Below are 22,173 nucleotides of genomic sequence, written 5' to 3'. Positions count from 1 at the left end.
CACTTCGCTCACGCAGGGGACGTACGGGGACGTACGACGAACCGCCGTACGAGCGGCCAGACGAGCACCAGCACGATCACCGTGTAGACCGCGTAGGACACCGGTCCGCCCACCAGGCCCGACAGTTCGCCGCCCGACAACTGCAGGGAGCGCCGTCCCTGGAGTTCGGCGCGCGGGCCGAGGATGACGCCGATGATCAGCGGCAGTACGGGCAGTCCGAACCGTCGCATCGCGAAGCCGAGGAGTCCCAGCAACAGCAGCAGGAACAGGTCCAAGGGCTGTGCGTTGACGGCGTACGCACCCATCGACGCGAAGAACAGGATTCCCGCGTACAGATAGGGGCGCGGAATCTGGAGCAGTTTCGCCCAGGCCGGTGCGAGCGGCAGATTCAGCAGGAGCAGCATCAGGTTGCCGACGAACAGGCTGGCGATCAGTACCCAGACCAGGCTCGCCTCCCGCTCGAACAGCAGCGGGCCGGGCTGGATGCCGTACGACTGGAAGGCGGCCAGCATGACCGCGGCGGTCGCGTTCGTCGGCAGGCCGATGGCCAGCATCGGGACCAGCGTGCCCGCCGCGGAGGCGTTGTTCGCCGCCTCAGGACCGGCCACGCCCTCGATCGCGCCCTTGCCGAACTCCTCCGGGTGCTTGGTCAGCCGTTTCTCCGTCGCGTACGACAGGAAGGTCGGTATCTCCGCACCGCCGGCCGGCAGCGCACCGAACGGGAAGCCGAACGCCGTACCCCGTAGCCACGGCTTCCAGGACCGCTTCCAGTCCTTCTTGCCCATCCACGGTCTGCCGACCGGGATGACCTCGACGGGCTTGCGCCGCAGATGCGCGGCCACCCACAGCGCCTCGCCGACTGCGAAGATACCGACGGCGACGACCACCACGTCGATCCCGTCCGCCAGTTGGGGGACGCCCAGTGTGAGCCGCTGCTGTCCGGACACCGTGTCGATGCCGACCAGGCCGATCGTCAGCCCCAGCAGCAGGGAGATCAGGCCCCGGATGCGTGACGCGCCCAGCACCGACGTGACCGCGATGAAGGAGAGCAGCATCAGGGCGAAGTAGTCGGGCGCGCCCAGGCTGACCGCGAAGTCCACCACGACCGGGGTGACGAGCACCAGCAGCAGGGTGGCGATCGTGCCCGCCACGAAGGAACCGATCGCGGCGGTGGCCAGGGCCTGCGCCGCCCGGCCGGACTTGGCCATCTTGTTGCCCTCGATGGCCGTCACCACCGAAGACGACTCCCCGGGGGTGTTAAGCAGGATCGAAGTGGTCGACCCGCCGTACATGCCGCCGTAGAAGATGCCGGCGAACATGATGAACGCCTGTACCGGCTCCATGCCGTAGGTGATCGGCAGCAGCAGGGCCACGGTCATCGCCGGGCCGATACCCGGCAGCACACCCACCGCGGTGCCGACCAGGACGCCGATCAACGCCAGCAGCAGGTTCATCGGGGCGATGACGTCCTCGAAGCCCTGCATGAGGTTGTTCAGGTTGTCCATCACAGGATTCCTTGCAGCACACCGGCCGGGAGGTTCACACCGAGCCCGATCGCGAAGGCGTAGAACGTGATGAGCGACAGCGTCACCGCGATCAGCAGATTGCGTACGTAGTGGCGGTTCCCGAGGGCGAAGGCCGTTCCCCAGAACAGCAGCGCGCCGCTGATCACCCAGCCGAGCCGCTCGATCAGCACCGCGTTCACCACGAACGCGCCGATCAGCAGCAGCACCGTGCGCCAGTCCGTGCCCTGCGTCAGGTCGACGTCCTCGCCGGCCTCCGGCTCACCGTGGCCGCCCCGGGCCACATCGACCGCGTACAGCAGCGCTACCACCAGGAGCAGTACACCCAGGAGCACGGGCACCGTGCGCGATCCCACCGGGTCGGTGCTGCTGGTGACGTGCGGGATGCCGAGGCCGTCCACGATCACCGCGGTGCCCACCAGGACGAGGAACGCGCACACGCCGTACTGCGCGCGGTCCTTGCCCTGCGGCGGACGGGCGTCCTCGACGCTCCGTTCGTCGATCTGGGAACTCATGCCAGACCGAGCTCGGTCAGCAGGTCGGCGACGGACTTGTCCTGCTCCTTCAGGAAGGAGCCGAACTCATCACCGGTGATGAACGCGTCGGTCCAGCCGCGCTTGGTCAGCTCGGCCTTCCACTGCTCGGAGTCGTGCATCGTGGTCAGGGAGTCGACCCATGTCTTCTTCTGCTCGTCGGTGATCCCCGGAGGGGCGACGATCCCGCGCCAGTTGGTGAACACCAGGTCGATCCCCGAGTCCACCAGCGTGGGGGCGTCCTTCACCGCGTCGATGGGCTTCTCGCTGGTGACCGCGAGCACCCGCACCTGACCGGCCTCTATCTGGTCGAGGAACTCGCCGAACCCGCTGGCGCCGAAGGCGATCTTGTCGCCCAGGATGGCGGGCAGCAACTCGCCGCCGCCGTCGTACGAGATGTAGTTGACCTTCTTCGGCTCGATGCCGACCGCCTCCGCCAGCTGCATCGGCAGCAGATGGTCCGGGCCGCCCGGCGACGAGCCGCCGCCCACGGCGACCTTCTTGGGATCCTTCTTCCACGCGGTGACCAGGTCGTCGATCGTCTTGTACGGGGAGTCCTTCGACACGACAATCGCGCCGGCCTCCTCGATGAGCTTGGCGAGCGGCGTGGTGTCGGTCAGCGTCGCCGCAGACTTCGAGGTGTACGAGGAACCGACGACGCCCAGCCCCATCTGCATGGCGAGCTTGCCGTTGCCCTTCTCGTTCACCAGGCGCTGCAGGCCCACGGTGCCGCCGGCCCCGGGCAGGTTGTACACCTGGGCCCCGGACGCCACCTTGGAGTCCTGCATCACCTGGGCGACGGTCCGGGCGGTGACGTCGTACCCGCTGCCCGGAGTGTTGGGCACCATGATCCGCAGACCGGTCACGGGCTTGTCGCCCGTGTTTCCGCTGCCCGATTCCGCCTTGTCCGCGGTGGCGCCGCAGGCGCTCACGGCGAGCATCGACACAATGGCAAGAGCTGAGAGAAATGCGGCTCTGCGAGTTCTCATGGCTCATCTCTTTCGCTTGGGCGAGTCCGGCGCCATGATTGTGCGACCCCCCGGACAACCCGTCTGCCTTGTGTTGCCATTGAAGGTTGAGTTCATAGTGGTCGTTACGTCACGCCGCCACACACTGGCCGGTGAGCTGCTGGTATTGCAGCTCGCCATCGTTGTGCTGGTGCTCGTCGCGGTCGCCGCGGTGTCGCTGGCGCAGTCGAAGGCGACGTTCGACCGGGTCGAGGGACGCCGGGTGACCACCCTCGCCGAGGAGATGGCCGGAAACCCACTGTTGCGCACCCAGCTCGTCCGTCCCGCCCCCGGCGAGACCCTCGCGCCGCTCCTCCAGACCACGCTGACCCGGTCGAACGTCACCTCGGTCACGGTCGCCGACGAACACGGTGCGATCGTCGCCTCCACCAACCCCACCCTGGTCGGGACACAGCTGCCGGTCGACGGGCCCGGCGTCGCGCAGGCGCGCGGCTGGTCGGGGGAGCTGCCGGTGGACGGGGTCCGCGAGCTGGTGGCCCAGGTCCCGGTGCTCGCCGAGCACCGGGAGCACGTCGGGGAACATCTCGGCACGGTCATGATCGGCCGGGTCTCACCGACGGTCTGGCAGCGGCTGAGCGGCGCCTCGTCGTATCTGCTCGCCTATCTCGGCATCGCGAGCGTGCTCGGCGTGGCCGGCTCCTGGCTGCTGGCCCGGCGGATCAAGCGCCAGACCCTCGGCCTCGAACCCCGCGAGATCGCGGGCCTCGCCGAACACCGCGAGGCGATGCTGTTCGGCATCGCCGAGGGAGTCATCGCGCTCGACCCGCACCTGCGGCTCACCCTGGTGAACGAGGTCGGCCACAAACTGCTCGACCTTCCCGAGGACTGCGTCGGGATGAGCCTGTCCGACCTGGGCATCGAGGGCAGGCTGTACGACGTCCTGGCCGGGACCGGCGGGGAGCACGGCACCGAACGGCGCGACGAGGTGGTCGTCCGGCGGGGCCGGGTGCTGGTGATGAACCGGATGGACGTCACCAAGGACGGCCGTCGGCTGGGCTCGGTGACGACCCTGCGGGACCGCACCGAACTGGCCCAGCTGGAACGCGAGTTGGGCTCGTTCCGCAGCAGTACCGAACTGCTGCGCGCACAGGCCCACGAGTTCTCCAACCAGCTGCACACCATCTCCGGGCTCATCCAGATCGACGAGCACGACGAGGTCGTACGGTATGTTCGCGCCCTGCGGAAACACCGCGAGTCGCTCGACCTGACCCTCACCAGCCGGGTCGGTGACCGGGCTGTCGCCGCGCTGCTCATGGCGAAGTCCGCGCTCGCGGCGGAGCGCAGGGTCCGGCTGCGGATCTCGGAGCTCACGGCCCTGGACCGGCTGGAGCCGATGGACTCCGCGGACGTGGCGACGGTGCTCGGCAACCTCGTCGACAACGCCCTCGACGCCGCCGCGGCCCCGGAGCACGGGAGCGAGGCCTGGGTGGAGGTCGAACTGCGCCAGGACGCGTCGAGTGTGGAGATCGTGGTGCGGGACTCGGGACCGGGCGTGGCTCCCGAGCTCGCGCAGGAGGTGTTCGCCCGCGGCTACACCACCAAGGCCGCGCAGGGCGGGGACCGGGGCATCGGCCTGGCGCTCACCCGGCTGGTCTGCACCCGCAGAGGAGGCGAGGTGTCGGTGGCCAACACCCAGGCCGGCGCCGTGTTCACCGCCCGGATGTCCGTGGGCCAGTTCACCGATCGGGAGACGGAGGAAGTCCGGTGATCGACGTACTCGTGGTCGAGGACGACTTCATGGTGGCGCGGATCCACCGTGGATTCGTCGACGGTGTCGAGGGCTTCCGCGTGGTCGGGTCGGCCAACTGCGGGGAGCAGGCGCTCGCCGCCGCCGCCGAGCTGCAGCCCGACCTGGTGCTGCTCGACCTGTATCTGCCCGACATGTTCGGTCTGGATGTCATCCCCAGGCTGCGGACGGCGGCCCAGGACTGCGATGTGCTGGTGATCAGTGCCGCCCGCGAGGCCGAGGCGGTCCGGGGCGCCGTGCGCCAGGGCGTGGTCGACTACCTGCTGAAACCCTTCGACGCCGACGACCTCAGGGACCGGCTGGAACGCTACAGCGCCCGGCGCGGCAACCTGCACGCCGCCACCGTCAGCGGGCAGGCCGATGTGGACCGCGCACTGGGACGGGCGGCGACGCCGACGGTGACGGCCACGCTGCCGAAGGGCATGAGTGTGGAGACCGCCGAACTGGTCGAGCGCGCGCTGCGCACCGCCGACGGAAGCCTGTCCGCGGCCGAGTGCGCGACGAGGGTCGGCATCTCGCGTGTCAGCGCACGCCGCTACCTGGAGTACCTCAGCGTCACGGGCCAGGCCGTGGTGTCGCTGCGCTACGGGCAGGCCGGCCGGCCCGAGCGCCGCTACCAATGGCACGCCTGACGGTGTCCTGCACGGTGGCCGGATGGGGGGGGCGGTTCTCGACGGCCGGCGGCCGTCCGGTCACGTGCGGTGCCCGGTCCGCCGCGCGGATGACCTGGCGTGGTGTGCGGCAACGGCCATGACGACGACTGCGCTCAGGACGATGCCGGCGCCGACGGAGAACGGCGCGGTATAGCTGAGGCCCCCGGTGATCGCCAGGCCTCCGAGCCAGGCGCCGAGTGCGTTGCCGAGGTGGGACACCGACACGTTGGCGCTTGCGGCCAGTGCAGCTCCGTGCGGGTGATCATGCCGGGCACGCTCGCGAACCCGAACACCCCCACCAGGAAGGTCAGCACCACCGACGCCCCATGTTGACGACCCGGCACGATCCCGCCCCGTACAGGAGTTGGGCCGTCCCCGCAGCCGCCACACCGCGCCACCCCGGCAGCCTGCGGGCCGTCACCCGAAAATGAGTAACAGCCCTCGCCCAGGTTCGTGCCGCCAGGAGGCGGTAGGCGCGCAAGCACTTCCACAGACGGTGTTCCAGACGTGCTGCATCTGGAACCGGTCGTCTGGGAAGCCGGTGGAGTCCATACACCGGCCGTCCACACGGATCGAACCCAGACCACCGGACAGGCCATGACGGGCAAGGAGAAAGTAGGTGCTGAGTCCTGCACTGTGCAGGCAGGATGCCAGCATGTCCACCGAAGTCAGCGGGATGATCGAATGTCGACCAGGGGCTCGCCTCTGGGGCCCCGACGACGAAGACTCCGGGTGGCACGCCGCCATCGACATCTTCCTGCTCAACAACGGCAATGCCTACGACGCCCTCGCCTGCCTCTTCGGTATCCGCAACTCCTTCGGCTTCCGCCCCCTGGCCGAAGGCCGCGGCTTTCCAAGCGATGCATCCGAAGGGCTGCGCACCGAGTACGCCGCCTACGGCACCTCGGCCGACGTACACGGCACAACGCAGATCACCTGGGCGGAACTCGCCTCCACCGACTGGCAGGCAACAGACAGCTCCGGCACACGAAGCCGACAATCGGTCGCCGGAGACCGTACCCACTGGGGACCGGTCTGGAGCGTGATGCGGACACTCGGCGAACTCCACGGAGCGGACCATGTACGGCTTGTTGCCTGGTTCTACTGAACTCGCCCTTGCGGCGAGTCCCTGCTTGCCCGGTGAGAGGCACTCGTGACCGAACGCGACGTCATGCTCAACGAACTCGCGCAGGGAATGCGCCCGATGTCACAAGGCATCGAATGGTTCGACGCACTCGGCCCGGAGGAACAGTCTGAAGCGTTGCTGTTCCTGGACCACCACTGTGTCCAGGCGCGTGCCGTCGCCGAGGGCGGACCGGAGAGCGTTCGCCGGGCCGGCCTGTGCCCGACGCACACACCCGCAGTCCTGATCGGCGTTTTCTCCCGACGCCAGCCGCGTCCGGTCCATGCCGCCTTGCGACCGGCCCGTCATTGCTGTGTCCGGACGCGCAGAGCCCGGACGGACCAGTCGAACACTGGACCCAGACTCTCCGGGGCCGGCCAGCCGTTGACCACTGCGAGCAGTTGGAGGTACCGCTCCCTGCGGGGGTCGTTCACGCTCTCCAGCCGAGTCGCCAGCCGGCGGCGAAGCTCGACGTCGTCGGGGCGGCCGAGGAGGTGCGCGTAGTGCGCCGTGAACGCCGCGACGATCGGATCGGCCTGGGGCGAGGCCGGGTCGATGCCGGCGGTCAGGGCCGAGCCGGCCTGGTCACGGACGGCTGCGGCAATGTCGCGTCGCGGGCCCATCATGTCGCTTCGGGTCTGCTCGGCTGCCTGGTCCTCGGCCATCCGCCGCATCCTGGCGCGGAAATCCGGGTCCAGGGATATTTCGGCCAACTCCACCCACGCCTGGACCTGCTCCGCCTCCGGGTTGTCGGGCAACTCGGGGGTCATCGAGCGCATGACCCCCGCGAACGCGGGGGCGGCAAGACCGCCGAAGACGGCGTTGAGGAAATCGCCGATCAGACGTCGGCGTTCGTCCTCGGAAAGCTGGGCCAGCCGGTGCATGAGTTCCGTCTCCTCAGGTGTGGACCCGCGCTCGGCAACCGCCGTCAGCACCGCACGCCGCAGGCGCAGGACGCGGATCTGCACTGCCAGTGCTTCGGCGTGCGCCGCGGCGACCTCGGGAAGCGAGAGCTCACGGTCCACGACCTTGCGGATCGTGGGAAGGTCCAGTCCCAGCTCGCGCAGGGTCCGCACGAGGTCCAGGCGTGCGACGGCGTCGATGCTGTACAGGCGGTAGCCGGCCGGGCTGCGGTCCGTCGGCGCCACGATTCCGCGATCAGAGTAGAACCGAATGGTCTTGACCGTGAGACCGGTCCGTCGAGCGAGCTCGCCGATCGAGTAGAGCGTGTCGCCGTCCATGCCCCCACCTTTGTGTCTCCCCCTACTGGAGACTCAAGTCCCTTCGCCTGCCAGCAGGCAACCACTCCTCATCCACAAGTCTTGACAATTGTTCGTTTCCAGGACAACGAACCCACATGGATTCGCCATAGCCGGAGAACCCATCGGCACAGCAATGGTGTCCCATAGAGACTCAGTTCCCCGGACAGGCTCACCCCCGCCCGAGTCCGCCGCGACTTCCGGCACATCCGCCCACAAGCGGTCTGCCCAGCCCGAGCACCGAAACCTTCTCGTTCGGGCCCCGGACGGCCACCGGGCCAAAAGAACACCCTGCCCGCTCCCCGCCACGACGTGCACCCCCCACCGCAGGACACAACCTGCGAAACAGCGGACGAAGAAGTCAACTACCCCACGACCACGCCGCACTGGTTAAGGATCAAGCTAGCCGATACGCCCGGGTGGGTGCCCCGGCTACCGCTCCGCGTCCTGCACCAGGCACTCGATCAGGTAGTCGCCCGTCTCCTCGTCGATGGTCACGCCGTGGGTCTCGCTGCGGAAGCCGGGGAAACGACGGTCGAAGGACTCCAGGGCGGCGAGATAGCGCAGCAGCGGGCCGTCGGGGGCGCCGACGGACTCGCCCGGCATCAGGACCGGGATGCCGGGCGGGGTGACCGTCACCATGGCGGCCGCCACCCGGTCCGCAGCCGCCGAGATCCGCACCCGCTCGGTGCCGCCCCGCACCAGCCGCTGGTAACAGTGCTGAGGTGGCGCCACGGGCTGTGGGAGCTGCTGGAAGGCGAGGTCCAGCAGCTCCACCAGGCGCGCCGAGCGCAGGTGGTCGTGCATTTCCTGGCACAGCTCGCGCAGGGTCAGTCCCGCGTATCGGCGGGGGTGCGCGGCGACCGCTTCCGGCAGGACCCGCTCCAGGGGGGCGTCGGCGTCGTAGAGGGCTTTGAAGTCCGTCAGGGCGTCCAGCAGCGTGCCCCACTTGCCCTTGGTGATGCCCATGGAGAACAGGATCAGCGTGGTGTAACTGTCGGTTTTCTCCACCACGATCCTGCGGGTGGCCAGATAGGCGGTGAGTACCCGGGCGGGGATGCCCTCCTCGGCCATCTCGCCGGTGGCGCTGATCCCCGGGCAGGTCAGCGTGACCTTGACGGGGTCCAGCATGCAGTGGCCGTCGGTCAGTCCGAGGAAGCCGTGCCAGTCGGCGCCGGGCTCCAGCAGCCAGCAGGCCTGCTCGGTGCGCAGCAGTTCCGGCGCGGCTTCCTCGAACGGCAGCTGTTCGGCGGTCGCCGGGTCGGTGACGGTGTCCGGCTGCCACGCTCCGAAGAACCATGGTGGGCGGTCTCCGGCGCGCTCGATCCGCCGTCGCAGGTGCACCATCTCCTGACGGAAGCGGATCGCCTCGGTCACGGCCTCGTCGATCAGCCACTCGCCCTGCGGGCCGTCCATCATCGCCGTCGCGACGTCGAGGGAGGCGATCATCGGGTAGAGGGGCGAGGTGGTGCCGTGCATCATCAGCGCTTCGTTGAACCGGTCGTGTTCCACCGGTGCCCGCGGTGCGGGCCGCACGTGCACCATCGCGCTCTGCGACAGCGCCGCCAGCAGCTTGTGCGTGGACTGAGTGGCGAACACGGTCGGACGGTCCGGGCCGGGGAAGGCCTCCTCGTCCACCGACATGCCGTAGCGGCCGGCGTAGAGCGGGTGGAAACGGGCGTACGCGAACCACGCCTCGTCGAAGTGCAGCCGGGGCGTGCTGGCGGCGAACGCGCGAGCGGTGGGTACGGCGTCGTAACTGAGGCCGTCGTAGGTGGAGTTGGTGAACACCGCGTACTGCGGGTGCGGGGACACCGCGCCCTCGGTGAGCGGGTGCGCGGCGATCCGGGCCGCCACCGCGTCCGCGGCGATCTCGGCCGGAGGCAGTGGTCCCGCGAGGCCGTAGCCGTTGCGGGTGGGGACCAGGTAGACCGGCCTGGCGCCCGAGACGACCAAGCCGTGCAGCACGGACTTGTGGCAGTTGCGGTCCACCAACGCGATCTCGTCGCGGGTGACGCTGAAATGGCCGACCAGGCGGTTGCAGGTGGAGTCGCCGTGCAGCACGAAGTAGGTGAGGTCGGAGCCGAACACACGGGCCGCGTTGCGCTCCGCCTCGCCGATCGGGCCGGTGTGCTCGAAGAGCGAGCCGAGTTCCTCGACCGAGATCGACAGGTCGCTGCGCAGCAGCCGCTCCCCGAAGTAGTCGTGGAAGGCGCGTCCCGCTGGTGACTTGAGGAAGGCGACACCGCCGGAGTGGGCTGGGGTGTGCCAGGAGTACTCGTGCGCGTCGTGGAAGCGGCGCAGGGCCCGGAAGAACGGTGGCAGCACGGATTCCCGGTAGGCGCGAGCGGCGGTGGTGATGCGGCCCGCGATGAAGCCCGGGGTGTCCTCCAGTGGCCAGACGTAGCCCACAACCGTTTCGGACACCCACAGCGGCAGGTCCCGTACGCCCTCGTCGGCCGTCACCAGGAAGACCGGCAGGTCCTGGAAACGGCGGCCGATCCGGCGCAGTACAGCGCCGCCGCCCGGGGTTCCGTCGAGGGTGCTGCCTGGCCGGGCGAGTGTGCTTCCCGGGGCGGCGAGCGCGGCGCCGGGCCCGTCACCGGCGGTCCTGGGTAGGTTCCAGGCCACCAACGCCGCCGCGAGACCGGCCTCGGTGCGCAGTACCGCGTCCGCGTCCTCTGCCGTGAGTGCCCACGTGACTTCGAAGCCGCCCGCCTCGATCGCGTCCCGGATCTTCCGTAACTGCTGGGACGCGGCGCCCTCGCCCCGAGGGTGTTCCGGTACCGCGACCAGGATCCTGCTGTCGGCCATACGTTTGCCGCCTCCACATTCCACGGCGGCGCCCTCGGCCGCCCCGGCCAGTGTCCTGACAGCGCGCCGGGCAGGGCGGTTGCCGGGACGCAAACCACCGCTAGGGCGGAAACCACCGTCTTGAGGTTGACCTTCGCCGCAACAGGCCTTAGTCGATCTTGATGCCCTCGCCGGGCTCGCTGTGTGCCTGCGGCTTCGGCAGCACGCGGTAGGCCGCGTGCTGCAGGTCGAGTTCGGCGATTATGCCCTCCGTGCTCGGGCCTACCAGTGGGCCTGGCGTCGCACCTCCTACGCCAGGACGCCAGCCAGAACGCGGAGTTGGGCGCCATGCGTCACCGGTCCTCCTCCTGCTGATTCTCCACGGCTGTGATCCGCGCCCGCGCCCTCGGATCCGATGCCAGCTGTCTCGGAGGGTCGGTAGACCGGTCAGGGCGTCCGCTCACCACTTGTCTCACGCTGATGGCCCTGGGCGTGAGAAGTTTGCGTCGGTGAGGTTCGCGTGCGTGAACTTCGCGCCGCTGAGGTCCGCGCTGAGACAGGCGTCAGTGAAGTTTGCGCCGGAGAGGTCTGCGCCTACAACGTCCGCGAGCCTGAGGTTCGCGCGGCTGAGGTCTGCGTCGGTGAGGTTCGCTTACGGAAGGCGGACCTGGTGGATGGGCCGCCGCCGGAAAACTGTCATAGGCGTCAGCTGCCGAAGGCCGCCGCGGTGCCACGCACGAGAGCGATGTGCTCGACGAGGTCACCGAACGCAGGCTGCTGACCAGGAACTTGCGGACCGTCAACGCCCTGACGGACCCGACGGTCCTCGAGCCGATGATCGTCGGTGTGACCACGGGCTCAAAGGGGCGGGCACAGTGCCGCCGGTCGGGCGCCTGTCCATGTGTGAGTGGGGCTGCCGCATGGACAGGCGTGACCGTGGGCCTCAAGCCGCTTCGAGGAAGGGGTAGTCGGTGTAGCCCTCGGCGCCCGGCCCGTAGAACAGTTCCGGCCGCGGCTCGTTCTCCGGATGGCCACCCTGCCAGCGCTCGACCAGGTCGGGGTTGGCGATGAGGGCCCGCCCCACGACCACGGCGTCGGCGTGGTCAGCCTCGATCTGATGGAGCGCCTGCTCGCGGGTGGTCTGTCCCCCGAAGGGGCCACTGTTGACGATCAGCTTGCCGTCGAAGCGCCGCCGCAGCTCCTGTACAAGGTCGCCGCCCGGCTCGGCGTGCAGTACGGAGAGGTAGGCCAGGCCCAGCGGGCGAAGTTGGTCCATCAGGGTGCCGTAGGTGGCCAGGACGTCGTCCCGGTCGGTCTCGAAGACGTCCCCGAGGTCGACCTCCGGCGAGATTCGCAGCCCGACCCGCTCGGCACCGACGGCCTGGGCGACCGCCGTGACGACCTCGACGACGAAGCGGGCGCGGTTCTGCGGCGAGCCGCCGTACTCGTCGGTGCGCTGGTTGGCCGCCGGGGAGAGGAACTCCTGGAGCAGGTAGCCGTTGGCGCCGTGGATTTCCACGCCGTCCGCTCCCGCCTCGATGGCCCGGCGGGCCGCGGTGACGAAGTCCTCCAGGGCTGCCCGGATCTCTGCGGTGGTCATCGCTTCCGGTACGGGGTAGGGCTGATCGCCCTTCTCGGTGAACGTCTTATTGTCGATGGCGATCGCGCTGGGGGCGAGGACGCGACGGCCGCCGTTGATGTCGGGGTGGGTGCCGCGGCCGGCGTGCATGATCTGCAGGACGATGCGGCCGCCCTCGGCGTGTACCGCCTCGAACACCCGCTGCCAGCCGGCCGCCTGCTCGCCGGTGGCGATGCCCGGCTCACCGACATATCCCTGCGACGCGTGGTCGGGGTAGGTGCCCTCGGTGATGATCATTCCGACGCTCGCCCGCTGCCGGTAGTACTCGACCATCAGGTCCCCGGGAATGCCGGAGGAACCGGCCCGGACCCGGGTTATCGGTGCCATGACGATGCGGTTGGCGAGCTCGATCTTCCCGAGGAAGACGGGGGAGAAAAGCGACGGAACGGGCGTAATTTCTGAAATGTTGACAGTCATGGGTTTCTTTCTTTCTGTAATACGGAGGAAAACGGGGGAAGGTCTGCGCCGCAGGGGGGCCACGCTGTCCCGGCGGAGGCGCGGATGCGGTCCTCGGGCAGGCGCGGGCCCGCTGACGGTGACGCGGTTCCAGGGCTGCGATCGGGGTGTGGGTGGTGTTGGCGGCGAATGCGGGGAGAGCCGCATACCGTCGACGTCGACGCCGGTCAAGCGCAACTGCCCGCCGGAGTACCAGCGTTCGCTCCTTGCGCACGATCAGCATTCAGCCAGGTGACGAAGTCATGGGTACCGCCGCCGGAGTCGGTACGGATCGGTGTCCGCAGACCGCGCCGCGACCGGCTCCGTCGTCGCACCCCCGCGAAGGGGACCGATACGCAACTTCACCTGGAACGCGCTTTTCGGCGGTGGGCGGGAACAGCGATCTCAGCGATCCTCGTTCGCGCCGGCGAGGCACTTCCACCGGCCGGTCGCCCATCGGACAGCCTGCTTCACGCAGGCGCGGGCCTAGTTGAGCGGCACATCCGCGACAGCCTTGAGGTGGCTGAACGCCTCGAGGGAGTACCGGCCGTGGTAGCGGCCCATGCCGCTGTCGCCGACGCCACCGAAAGGCAGTCCCGGCATGAGCAGCTGCATCACCGGCTGGCCCCAGGCGACGCCGCCGGAGGACGTCTCGTTCACGAGGCGCGACTTGGTGGCCTCGGAGGTGGTGAAGGCGTAGAGCGCGAGGGGCTTTTCGCGTTCGTTGATGAAGGCGATGGCAGCGTCGAGGTCTTCGACTTCGACGACGGCGAGGATCGGACCGAAGATCTCCTCCTGCATGACCGGCGATGCGGGGTCGACATCGGTGAGCACGGTCGGTGCGATGTACAGGTCGTCGCGGTCGTGCTGGCCTCCCACGGCCGTCCGGCCGGAGTCCAGCAGGCGAGTGAGCCGGTCGAAGTGCCGCTCGTTGATGATCCGGCCGAAGTCGGCTGCGGTCTGCGGGGTGGAGCCGAACTGGGCGTCGACCGCCGCGCGCAGGGCGGGGACCAACGCGGCGGCGGTGGCAGGATCGGCCAGAACGTAGTCCGGGGCTATGCACTGCTGCCCCGCGTTGCCGAACTTGGCGCCGACCAGCCGCTTCGCGGTCTCGTCCACGTCGGCGTCGGGCGCCACGAAGACCGGCGACTTGCCCCCGAGTTCAAGCGTGACCGGGGTGAGGTTCTTGGCTGCCGCGGCCATGACGATCCGGCCGACTGTGCCATTGCCGGTGTAGAAGATGTGGTCGAAACGCTGTGCCAGGAGGGCCGTGGTCTCCTCGGCGCCCCCCTCGACGACGGTGAGCACGTCGGCGTCGAAGTACTCACGCAGGAGACGCGAAGCGACCGCCGATGTGTGCACCGACATCTCGCTCGGCTTGGCCACCACGGTGTTCCCGGCAGCCAGCGCACCGATGATGGGGTCGATGAGAAGGTGCAGCGGGAAATTCCACGGAGCGATCACCAGGACGACCCCGAGCGGGTCGTACGTGGTGTAGGCCGTGGTCATGGGACCGAAGTGGGCGGGAACCTCCACCGGGCGAGGCTGAAGCCAGGTTTCGAGATTCGCCAGTGCCTCGTCGATGTCGGCGACAGTGAAGCCGATCTCCTGCACCTTCGCCTCGGCGGCGTTCTTCCTCAGGTCAGCCCACAGGGCCTCGATCAGTTCCTGCTCGTTCTCGACCAGCAGTGCCCGCAGCCGCTGCAACTGATTGACGCGCCAGTCCAGTCCGCGGGTGACGCCGGTGTTGAACGTCGCGCGAAGGCGGCCGACCACCTCCGCGGCCGTTTCGGTCCGGTGCGTCCTCGGCTCGGTCGCCTGTGTTGTGGTCATGGGGTGTGCTCCGTTCTTGATGCAGGCCGCGCCGTCAAAGGCGTTGGTGGCATGCCGTAGTACCGGTGATGGGCAACCCGGTGGATGACGGATGAAGGGTCAATCCGTGCCTTCACTGTAGCTCATGTACGCACTAACGCGAACATGAGGCAGGGGCTATTCTTTCCTTATGGCCAGTCGCACCTCATCCCCCCTCGTCCACCCCGACACGGACGACCTTGACCTCTTCAAGATCATGAGCGCGCTGACCGACGAGACCCGGCTCACCATCGTCGTCACCCTCTCCGTCTCCCCCGGTCTGGCCTGCAGCGGCTTCACGCAGGACGTCACCGCGTCCGTACTCACCCGCCACTTCCGCGTCCTGCGCGAGGCCGGTCTCATCCGGCAGCACGATGTCGGCACCCGCCGTGTCAACACTCTGCGCAAGGAAGATCTGGACCAGCGGTTCCCCGGACTGCTCGACCTCGTCCTCAAGGAGAGCGTCGGCCGCGTGGAGCCCTACGTGAACGCCGAGTGCGCCTGACCCTCCGGAGCACCCCTCCACGGCCGCGACGAACCAAACCCACCACAGCCAGGCGTCCAGCTTGCGGTCGGCATCGATCACGTCGAACGACACCCCCGGCGCAACGTCGACCAGGCCACGGCCGAGCCGGGCGAGGTCAGCCGCCCGACGCGCACGCGCCGAGCGGCATTAACCCGCGCCAGCTGTTCGCGGAGCGCGGCCTGACGGCGCCGTGGGTACTGTGCCCGTCGGCGGTTTACCCGGCCGACCAGCCCTGCCGGCGCTGGGCGCGCGGCTGGCCGTTCGGCGGCGCGGTCAGGGTACGGCGGGCGCCTGTGGTCAGTCATCATCCGGTCTCTCCCTTTGTGCGTTGGCGTCCCCCACCGGCCCTGTGAGGCCGGTGGGCGTGCCCGCGCGAGAGAGACGCCCCGATGCGCGGTGGCCGCTGCATGCCCCTCCTACGGTCGCGTGGCGGCCATCGTGAACACCCCCCTTGTCCTCTACCTGTTGGCGGCCGGTAGCGAGGTCGGCCCAGGAGAAACACCCGCCCCTGGCGGCCCCCACCGAATCGGACAAGAGGTCATGGTCGGCCCGACCATGACTCGACAAAGGGCGCGTGGTCTGAAGAGGCGCATTGGCGACCGGAGACAGACGGTTCCCCCTCCGCCGGCTGAGGAGCTGCGTCAAATCGCGTCGCCATTCTGGAGCGGTGCAGGCCTGGACGATCGCTTTGACTACCGGTCGACAGCGAGATTCGGACAACCAGCCAAGCTGCAGGCCACGGAGACCCTAGCCTGCGCGTTTCACTTGATGCTGTGTCCGGATCTTGAGCGGAGACACGAAAGTGCCTTCTGAGCTGGGACGATGAGGCTCGTCTAGGGCTTCTGTCACCACAGCAGGAAGGCACTTTCTGCGTGCACGCTACCGGGTCGCGTCCCAAGCGCGTCGTCTCGGCCGACGGTCACGGAGTGGTCAGCCACGCGGGATCACGCCTGCTGGCCGATCTCGCCGACGCCACCGGTCTGACCGGCTCCTTCGCCAATGCGCTGCACCGGTTGCGGCCGCGCGGCACAGGCCACGATCCCGGCCGGGTAGCGGTCGACCCTGGCGGTGATGCTCGCCGACAGCGGCGAGGCAATTGCCGACCTGGCCCTCCTGCGCGACCAGCGCGAGGTATGCAGTCCGGTCGCCTCCACCCTCACCGCATGGCGCCGGATCTTCGGCGAACCCTGCGGGCCCGGGCTGGCGATGGAGCTCCACGAGGCCCTGGACCCGCTGGCGCCCCACCTGGCCCCCGCCGGCCGGGAGGCCATCCTCCTCCAGGGCGCCCGTATCGCTCTCGCCGACGGGCCGTACACGCCTGCCGAACGGGAGACCCTCGCTACGGTGGGCGCTGCGCTGACGATCTGTGCGGATGATGTGACGCGATTGCTCACGGTGGTGCGGACGCCGTCGTGAGCCCGGGTGGGCCCGGGCCCCTCGCGCCCTCTCGGCGGGGGATTCATTTCTGCTGCGGGTCGGTGAGGGCTGGTCGCGCGGTTCCCCGCGCCCCTTCCGGGGCGACGCGCCGTCCGCCGACTACTCCCCAGGGAGTAATCCGCACCCGCCGTCGCCCCCGGCAGTACGTGTCACCTCGCCCTCCCGCCCGACGAAAGCCGTGATTCTCACCGGAAGTCTGGGGACCGAAGCAGACGTCACCCGGAGGGAGATCGGTCAATGAGGGCCGGAGAAACAACCACGACGAGGACGGGGCGCGGGCGAGCCGTTCCATGGGCGGTGCTCGGGCTGTGGATTGCCGTGATCGCGCTCGTCGGGCCGTTCGCGGCGAAGCTCGCCGACGTGCAGCACGACAAGGTCACCGACTACCTGCCGGCGAGCGCGGACTCGACGCAAGTGGCAAAGATCGAGGAGAAGTTGCCCGGTGGCGAGACCACCGAGATGGTGCTCGTCTACCACCGGGACGGCGGGCTCAGCGCCGTCGACTGGGAGACCGCGGCCGGGCAGGTCGCTGAGATCACCCGGCAGCACGAGCTGATCGGCGGTGCTCCCAAGGGGATTCCGTCCAAGGACGGCACGACCCTGATGTACCCGGTCGCCAGCAACGAGCCCGGGGCGAACGAGGAACAGCGGGACAAGCTCGTCAACGACGTCCGCGAAGTCGCCCAAGGCGAAGGCGGATTGAGCGTCGATGTGGGCGGCACCGGCGCGCTGGCCACCGACTCCGGCGCGGTCTACGACTCGCTCGGCGGACCGCTGCTCTACACCACCGTCGCCGTCGTCGCCGTACTGCTGATCCTGATCTACCGCAGCCCCGTGCTGTGGCTCGTGCCCCTCGTCGTCGCTGGGATCGCCGACTACATGTCGATGGGTGTCGCCTACGGCCTCAACCAGGCCTTCGGCACGACCGTCTCGGGGCAGAGTTCGGGTGTGATGACGATCCTCGTGTTCGGGGCGGGCACGGACTACGCGCTGCTGCTCGTCTCGCGCTACCGGGAGGAGCTGCGGCGCATCGAGCGACCGTACGAGGCCATGGTCGCCGCCCTGCGCGGCTGCGGGCCCGCCGTGCTCGCCTCCTCCGGCACCGTCGCCGCCGGACTGCTGTGCCTGCTCGCCGCCGACCTCAACAGCAGCCGGGGCATGGGCCCGCTGGGCACCATCGGTGTGCTGTGCGCTCTGATCGCGATGCTGACCCTGCTCCCCGCCATCCTCGTACTGGTCGGACGGCGGGTGTTCTGGCCGCTCGTGCCCGCCTTCGGGAGCACGCCCAAGCAGCGGCGGAGCCTGTTCTCGGCGATGGGCAGCTCTGCCGGACGCAGGCCGCTGACCGTACTCGCGAGCGGTGCCGTACTGCTCGGCGCCCTGGCCCTGGGCTCGCTCAACCTGCCGGGACCGCTCAAGCAGGAGGACTCCTTCGTCAACAAGCCGGAAGCCGTCGTCGCGATGGAGACCCTTGCCAAGGCCTATCCCGGGCGCGGCAGCCAGCCCATCGACGTGATAACCCCCCAGGGCCGCGCCGACGAGACCCTCGCGGCCGTCCTCGGCACCCCGGGAGTCGACAGCGCGGAGAAGGGGCGTACGGGAGACGGCTGGACCGAGATCTCCGTCTTCGCCAAGAGCGCACCCCAGTCGGCGGGGGAGACCGCCACCATCAAGTCCCTGCGGGACGAACTGAAGGGCTCCTATGTCGGCGGGGACAGCGCCCAGCAGATCGACCTGGAGGTCACCAACGCCCGGGACACGAAGATCGTCGTACCGCTTGTCCTCGTCTCCGTGATGCTCATCCTGATCGGGCTGCTGCGGAGTCTGGTCGCACCGCTGCTCCTGGTGGTCGCGGTCGTCGCGGTGTGGGGCGCCTCCCTCGGGATCGGCGGACTGGTCTTCGAACCGCTCGTCGGCCTCAAGGGCACCGATCCGGGGCTGGGACTGCTGTCCTTCGTGTTCCTGGTCGCCCTCGGCGTCGACTACGGCATCTTCCTCATGCACCGGATGAGGGAGGAGTCCCTGGCGGGAGCGGAACCGGCCACGGCGGCACTCACCGCACTGCGCACCACCGGCGGCGTCATCGCCTCCGCCGGACTCGTCCTCGCCGCGACCTTCGCCGTGCTGACGAACATGGGCCTGGTGCAGCTGGTCCAGCTCGGCTTCGTGATCGCCGTCGGCGTCCTGCTCGACACCTTCCTCGTACGGACGTACCTGGTGACCAGCGCCAGCGTCGCTCTGGGCCGGAAGGTGTGGTGGCCAGGCGTGCTCTCACGGGAGCCCGGGCCGGCCGAACCGGCCGGGTCGAGCGGACCGGCCGAGCCGCCCCGGCAGCCGGAAAGCCTCAGGGCACCCTGAGCACGCTGATCGAAGGCCTCGGTCGAACACTCTGGTCGAGCACGCTGATCGTGCACCTTGATCCGGCGGACCGGCCTGGGCGCCCCTCCTTTCGGAGGGGCGCCCAGGTTCCCGCACGAGTACCGGAAGATGGAGCCGTGGAAGAACGGGGAACGACCACAGCAGGGGTACGCGACCGGTCGGCGGCGGAGACGGCGGCCGGTGGCGGCGGGCGGTCCCGTCGCGTCGAGCGCATCATGTCCGCCATCAACCGCGAACCGCTGACCGCACCGCACCGCACCCGCGACGACGCGGTCCTCGCGCTGGGCGTCGCCGTGCTGGCCGTAGCCATCGCCCTGATGGGCGGTGAAGGGATCCGGCCCGACCCGCTCGGTTGGACGCTGCTGCTCGCCGGGCACGTGCCCCTCGTATGGCGGCGCCGCCGTCCGGTGGTGGCCCTGCTCGGGGTGGTGGCCTGCGTGGCTCCGTACTACGCCCTCGACTACAACCCCGCCGTGCCCATCCCCGCGACCATCCTGGCGCTCTACACCGTCGCGGCGACCGGCACTGTACGCCGCACGCTGCTCACCGGTGTCGCCGTCCTCGGCCCGACAGTGATCAGCAACGGCCTCACCAACCCGACGGGGGCGCTGGAGTCCCTGGAGATCTCCGGCTGGATCATCGCGGTCCTGTTCATCGGTATCGCCGTCCGCTACTACCGCCGGTACGTCGCCTCCGTCGTCGAGCGGGCCGAACGGGCCGAACGCACCCGGGAGGAGGAGGCCAGGCGCCGCGTCGCCGAGGAACGGCTGCGGATCGCCCGTGACCTGCACGACCTGCTCGCCCACAGCATCACGCTCATCGGCGTGCAGACGTCCGTGGCGGCCCACGTCCTCACCGCCGACCCCGAGCGCCTCGACCGCAAAGCCGTCGCCCAGGCACTGGACGACATCGCGGGGACCTGCCGGACCGCCCGGGGGGAACTGCGTACGACACTGGAGGTGCTGCGGGCGCATGACACGGTCGTGGGAGCGCGGGCCGGTTCCGTCTCCGGGGCCGAGGACATGCGGGGGCCGCTGCCCGGGATCGACGGACTGGCCGGTCTCGCGGAGACCGGCCGGGTGGCCGGGGCCAAGGTCGAACTGTCCGTCCGCGCGGACGGCATCCCGCCCTCCGTGGGCGCCGCCGCGTACCGGATCGTGCAGGAGGCGCTCACCAACGCCGTACGTCACAGTGGCCGCGAGGACCTCACCGTGCGGGTGGGGCTGTGGACCGCGCACGGCGCACTGCGGGTGAGTGTCAGGGACGACGGCTCGGGCGGCGGGGTGGGCCCGTCCGACGGCACGCGGGGGTTCGGGCTCGTCGGAATGCGTGAGCGGGCCCGTAGCGTGGGCGGCACACTGGACGCGGGTCCGGGGCCCGCCGAGGGCTTCGAGGTGACCGCCACACTGCCGCTGTCCCGGGAGGACGAGGCTCGATGACCATCCGCGTACTGCTGGCCGACGACCAGAACCTCGTACGGGCCTCCTTCGCGATGCTCGTTTCGTCGGCCGGGGACATGGAGGTCGTCGCCGAGGCGGGCACCGGGCGGGAGGCCGTGTCGCTGGCCCGGTCGGCGCGGGCCGATCTCATCGTGATGGACATCCGCATGCCCGACCTCGACGGGATCGAGGCGACCCGGCTCATCGCCGCCGACGAGGATCTCGCGGGGGTGAAGGTGCTCGTCCTGACGACGTACGAGACCGACGAGCACATCGTCGAGGCACTGCGGGCCGGGGCGTCCGGCTTCCTCGTGAAGGACATCAGGCCGGCCGAACTCCTCGACGCCATCCGGACGGTGGCCGCGGGGGATTCCCTCCTCTCGCCCGGTCCCACCTCGCGGCTGATCGCCCGTTTTCTGCGCGCGCCGAACACCGGGACGACATCCTCGGTGGGCGGGCCGAGCGGGCTGTCCGAACGGGAACGGCAGGTGCTCGCGCTGGTCGCGCGCGGTCTCAACAACTCCGAGATCGCCGACGCGTTGGGACTCAGCCCGCTGACCGCGAAAACCCATGTCAGCCGGATCATGGGCAAGTTGGGGGCGCGGGACCGGGCACAGCTGGTGATCGTGGCGTACGAGTCGGGGCTTGTGATACCTGGGACTGTCTGAGTTCGGGCCGACTTCGGGTCGGGTTCAGGTTGCGTTCCGGGGGTCGGTTGTACGGTCCCTCAACTCCCTGTGGTTGCACAGGCATTGCTCTGTCCCTCGGTGCGCACTAGTCTGCGCGTTTCGCTTACGGCAGTGTCCGAAGTCTTGAGCGGAAAGCGAAAGTGCCTTCCGAGCTGGGAAGATGAGGCTTGTCGAAGGTCTCTGTCATCCAGCAGGGAGGCACTTTCTGCGTGCGCCCTACCCGGTCGCGTCCCAAACTCGTCGTGTCGGCCGATGGCCACGGGGTGGTCAGCCAGCCGGATCCCGCTTGCTGGCCGATCTCTCCGATGTCACCAGCCTGACCAGTGCCTTCACGGACGCACTGCGTCCACTGCGACCGCGTGGCACCGGGCACGACCCCGGCGGATCGCGGAATATCTCGCGATCATGCTCGCCGACGGCGGCGAGGCGATAGCGGACCTGGCCCTGCTGCGCGACCAGGCCGAGGTTTTCGGTCCTGTCGCCTCCACTCCGACCGCCTGGCGCCTGCTGGCCGGCATCGATTCGGCTGCACTCGCGCGCCTGCGCTCGGCCAGAGCCACCGCCCGGGAGGTCGTCTGGCTGCAAGCCGCCGAGACCACGGCAGGGATACCCGCAGCCCGCGCGGGCGGACGCGACCTGCCCGGTCTTGTCCTGGACCTCGACGCCACCCTGGTCACCTCCCACTCCGAGAAGGAGCAGGCAGCGGCGACCTACAAGCGCGGCTTCGGCTACCACCCGCTGCTGTGCTTCCTGGACAACACCGGCGAAGCCCTGGCCGGAGTTCTCAGGCCCGGCAACGGCGGTGCCAACACCGCCGCCGACCACATCACCGTCCTTGACCAGGCGCTCGCCCAGATCCCCGACGCCCACCGCCACGGCACACGCATCCTCATCCGCGCGGACAGCGCCGGAGGAGCGAAAGTTTTCCTGCGCCACATACGCACCCTCCACTCGCGCGGGATCCTCACCTGCTTCTCCGTCGGATACCCCGTCACCGAGCCGGTCCGCCGCACGATCCGAGCCCTGCCCGAGCAGGTCTGGCATCCCGCACTCGAACAGCGTCGTGTCTGGCCGGTGGCATGATCCAGGTGTGGCGATCATGGTCAATCGGGCGGTGTT

The 22,173-nt window shown here is 69.3% G+C and carries 14 protein-coding genes and 7 pseudogenes; 11 read left to right on the top strand and 10 right to left on the bottom strand.

Going from position 1 to position 22,173, the window contains the following annotated elements:
* Positions 1–8: 8 nt before the first annotated feature.
* The 3 genes from IEY89_RS37800 to IEY89_RS37790 are packed head-to-tail and all read right to left on the bottom strand — an operon-like array spanning position 9 to position 3,045.
* Positions 9–1,505, bottom strand: coding sequence for a tripartite tricarboxylate transporter permease (locus IEY89_RS37800; RefSeq protein ID WP_189152066.1), 1,497 nt, complete (start codon positions 1,503–1,505; stop codon positions 9–11).
* Entirely contained in the window at positions 1,505–2,038 is a 534-nt protein-coding gene (locus tag IEY89_RS37795) for a tripartite tricarboxylate transporter TctB family protein (protein ID WP_189152065.1), read from the bottom strand. Before IEY89_RS37795 ends, IEY89_RS37800 begins: the two co-directional genes overlap by 1 nt.
* Positions 2,035–3,045 carry a Bug family tripartite tricarboxylate transporter substrate binding protein gene (locus tag IEY89_RS37790; RefSeq protein ID WP_189152064.1) on the bottom strand — a complete coding sequence of 337 codons (1,011 nt, stop codon included), beginning with the start codon at positions 3,043–3,045 and terminating at the stop codon, positions 2,035–2,037. Before IEY89_RS37790 ends, IEY89_RS37795 begins: the two co-directional genes overlap by 4 nt.
* 97 nt (positions 3,046–3,142) lie before the next feature.
* Here IEY89_RS37790 and IEY89_RS37785 point away from each other — a divergent pair, with 97 nt between their 5' ends.
* Together IEY89_RS37785 and IEY89_RS37780 are read left to right on the top strand one after the other, a co-directional pair.
* Entirely contained in the window at positions 3,143–4,792 is a 1,650-nt protein-coding gene (locus tag IEY89_RS37785; RefSeq protein ID WP_189152063.1) for a sensor histidine kinase, read from the top strand.
* Complete coding sequence (locus IEY89_RS37780; RefSeq protein ID WP_189152062.1) at positions 4,789–5,463, top strand: response regulator; 675 nt, start codon at positions 4,789–4,791, stop codon at positions 5,461–5,463. The genes IEY89_RS37785 and IEY89_RS37780 overlap by 4 nt, the downstream gene beginning before the upstream one ends.
* Before the next feature lie 60 nt (positions 5,464–5,523).
* Here the strand turns inward: IEY89_RS37780 and IEY89_RS37775 are convergent.
* Positions 5,524–5,807 (bottom strand): annotated as a pseudogene (locus tag IEY89_RS37775) (MFS transporter); the annotation flags it as partial.
* Positions 5,808–6,139: 332 nt separating this feature from the next.
* Between IEY89_RS37775 and IEY89_RS37770 the strand changes: the two are divergent.
* Entirely contained in the window at positions 6,140–6,592 is a 453-nt protein-coding gene (locus tag IEY89_RS37770) for a hypothetical protein (RefSeq protein WP_189152061.1), read from the top strand.
* Positions 6,593–6,655: 63 nt separating this feature from the next.
* A pseudogene (locus tag IEY89_RS41610) lies at positions 6,656–6,847 on the top strand (DUF5958 family protein); the annotation flags it as partial.
* Positions 6,848–6,912: 65 nt separating this feature from the next.
* On the opposite strand, the gene IEY89_RS37765 reads toward IEY89_RS41610, so the two are convergent.
* Positions 6,913–7,848, bottom strand: a complete 936-nt coding sequence (locus IEY89_RS37765) for a MerR family transcriptional regulator (RefSeq protein ID WP_189152060.1) — start codon at positions 7,846–7,848, stop codon at positions 6,913–6,915.
* A gap of 177 nt (positions 7,849–8,025) precedes the next feature.
* Between IEY89_RS37765 and IEY89_RS41290 the strand changes: the two are divergent.
* A pseudogene (locus tag IEY89_RS41290) lies at positions 8,026–8,260 on the top strand (NF041680 family putative transposase); the annotation flags it as partial.
* Between the two features lie 38 nt (positions 8,261–8,298).
* On the opposite strand, the gene IEY89_RS37760 reads toward IEY89_RS41290, so the two are convergent.
* From IEY89_RS37760 to IEY89_RS37745, 5 genes and pseudogenes are all read right to left on the bottom strand, one after another.
* Positions 8,299–10,680: an Orn/Lys/Arg family decarboxylase gene (locus IEY89_RS37760; protein ID WP_189152059.1), complete on the bottom strand. Its 2,382-nt coding sequence runs from the start codon at positions 10,678–10,680 to the stop codon at positions 8,299–8,301.
* A gap of 451 nt (positions 10,681–11,131) precedes the next feature.
* Positions 11,132–11,299, bottom strand: a pseudogene (locus tag IEY89_RS37755) (pentapeptide repeat-containing protein); the annotation flags it as partial.
* A 303-nt stretch (positions 11,300–11,602) separates the two neighbouring features.
* Positions 11,603–12,715, bottom strand: a complete 1,113-nt coding sequence (locus IEY89_RS37750) for an alkene reductase (RefSeq protein WP_189152058.1) — start codon at positions 12,713–12,715, stop codon at positions 11,603–11,605.
* 52 nt (positions 12,716–12,767) lie between these two features.
* Positions 12,768–13,047 (bottom strand): annotated as a pseudogene (locus tag IEY89_RS42255) (hypothetical protein); the annotation flags it as partial.
* Between the two features lie 172 nt (positions 13,048–13,219).
* Positions 13,220–14,566: an aldehyde dehydrogenase family protein gene (locus IEY89_RS37745; protein WP_189152057.1), complete on the bottom strand. Its 1,347-nt coding sequence runs from the start codon at positions 14,564–14,566 to the stop codon at positions 13,220–13,222.
* A 169-nt stretch (positions 14,567–14,735) separates the two neighbouring features.
* Between IEY89_RS37745 and IEY89_RS37740 the strand changes: the two genes are divergently transcribed.
* The 6 genes and pseudogenes from IEY89_RS37740 to IEY89_RS37710 all read left to right on the top strand — a co-directional run.
* Complete coding sequence (locus IEY89_RS37740; RefSeq protein ID WP_189152056.1) at positions 14,736–15,089, top strand: ArsR/SmtB family transcription factor; 354 nt, start codon at positions 14,736–14,738, stop codon at positions 15,087–15,089.
* A gap of 1,191 nt (positions 15,090–16,280) precedes the next feature.
* Positions 16,281–16,526 (top strand): annotated as a pseudogene (locus IEY89_RS37730) (TerB family tellurite resistance protein); the annotation flags it as partial.
* Positions 16,527–16,784: 258 nt separating this feature from the next.
* Positions 16,785–18,905, top strand: a complete 2,121-nt coding sequence (locus IEY89_RS37725) for an MMPL family transporter (RefSeq protein ID WP_189152055.1) — start codon at positions 16,785–16,787, stop codon at positions 18,903–18,905.
* A 236-nt stretch (positions 18,906–19,141) separates the two neighbouring features.
* The gene (locus IEY89_RS37720) at positions 19,142–20,365 is read left to right on the top strand and encodes a sensor histidine kinase (protein ID WP_229695664.1); all 1,224 of its coding nucleotides are present in this window, start codon (positions 19,142–19,144) and stop codon (positions 20,363–20,365) included.
* Entirely contained in the window at positions 20,362–21,033 is a 672-nt protein-coding gene (locus IEY89_RS37715) for a response regulator (protein ID WP_189152053.1), read from the top strand. Before IEY89_RS37720 ends, IEY89_RS37715 begins: the two co-directional genes overlap by 4 nt.
* Positions 21,034–21,239: 206 nt before the next feature.
* Positions 21,240–22,110, top strand: a pseudogene (locus IEY89_RS37710) (transposase); the annotation flags it as partial.
* Positions 22,111–22,173: the final 63 nt, after the last annotated feature.

Source organism: Streptomyces lacrimifluminis (assembly GCF_014646095.1).
Classification (GTDB): Bacteria; Actinomycetota; Actinomycetes; order Streptomycetales; family Streptomycetaceae; genus Streptomyces; species Streptomyces lacrimifluminis.
This window is presented reverse-complemented; position numbering and strand designations above follow the sequence as displayed.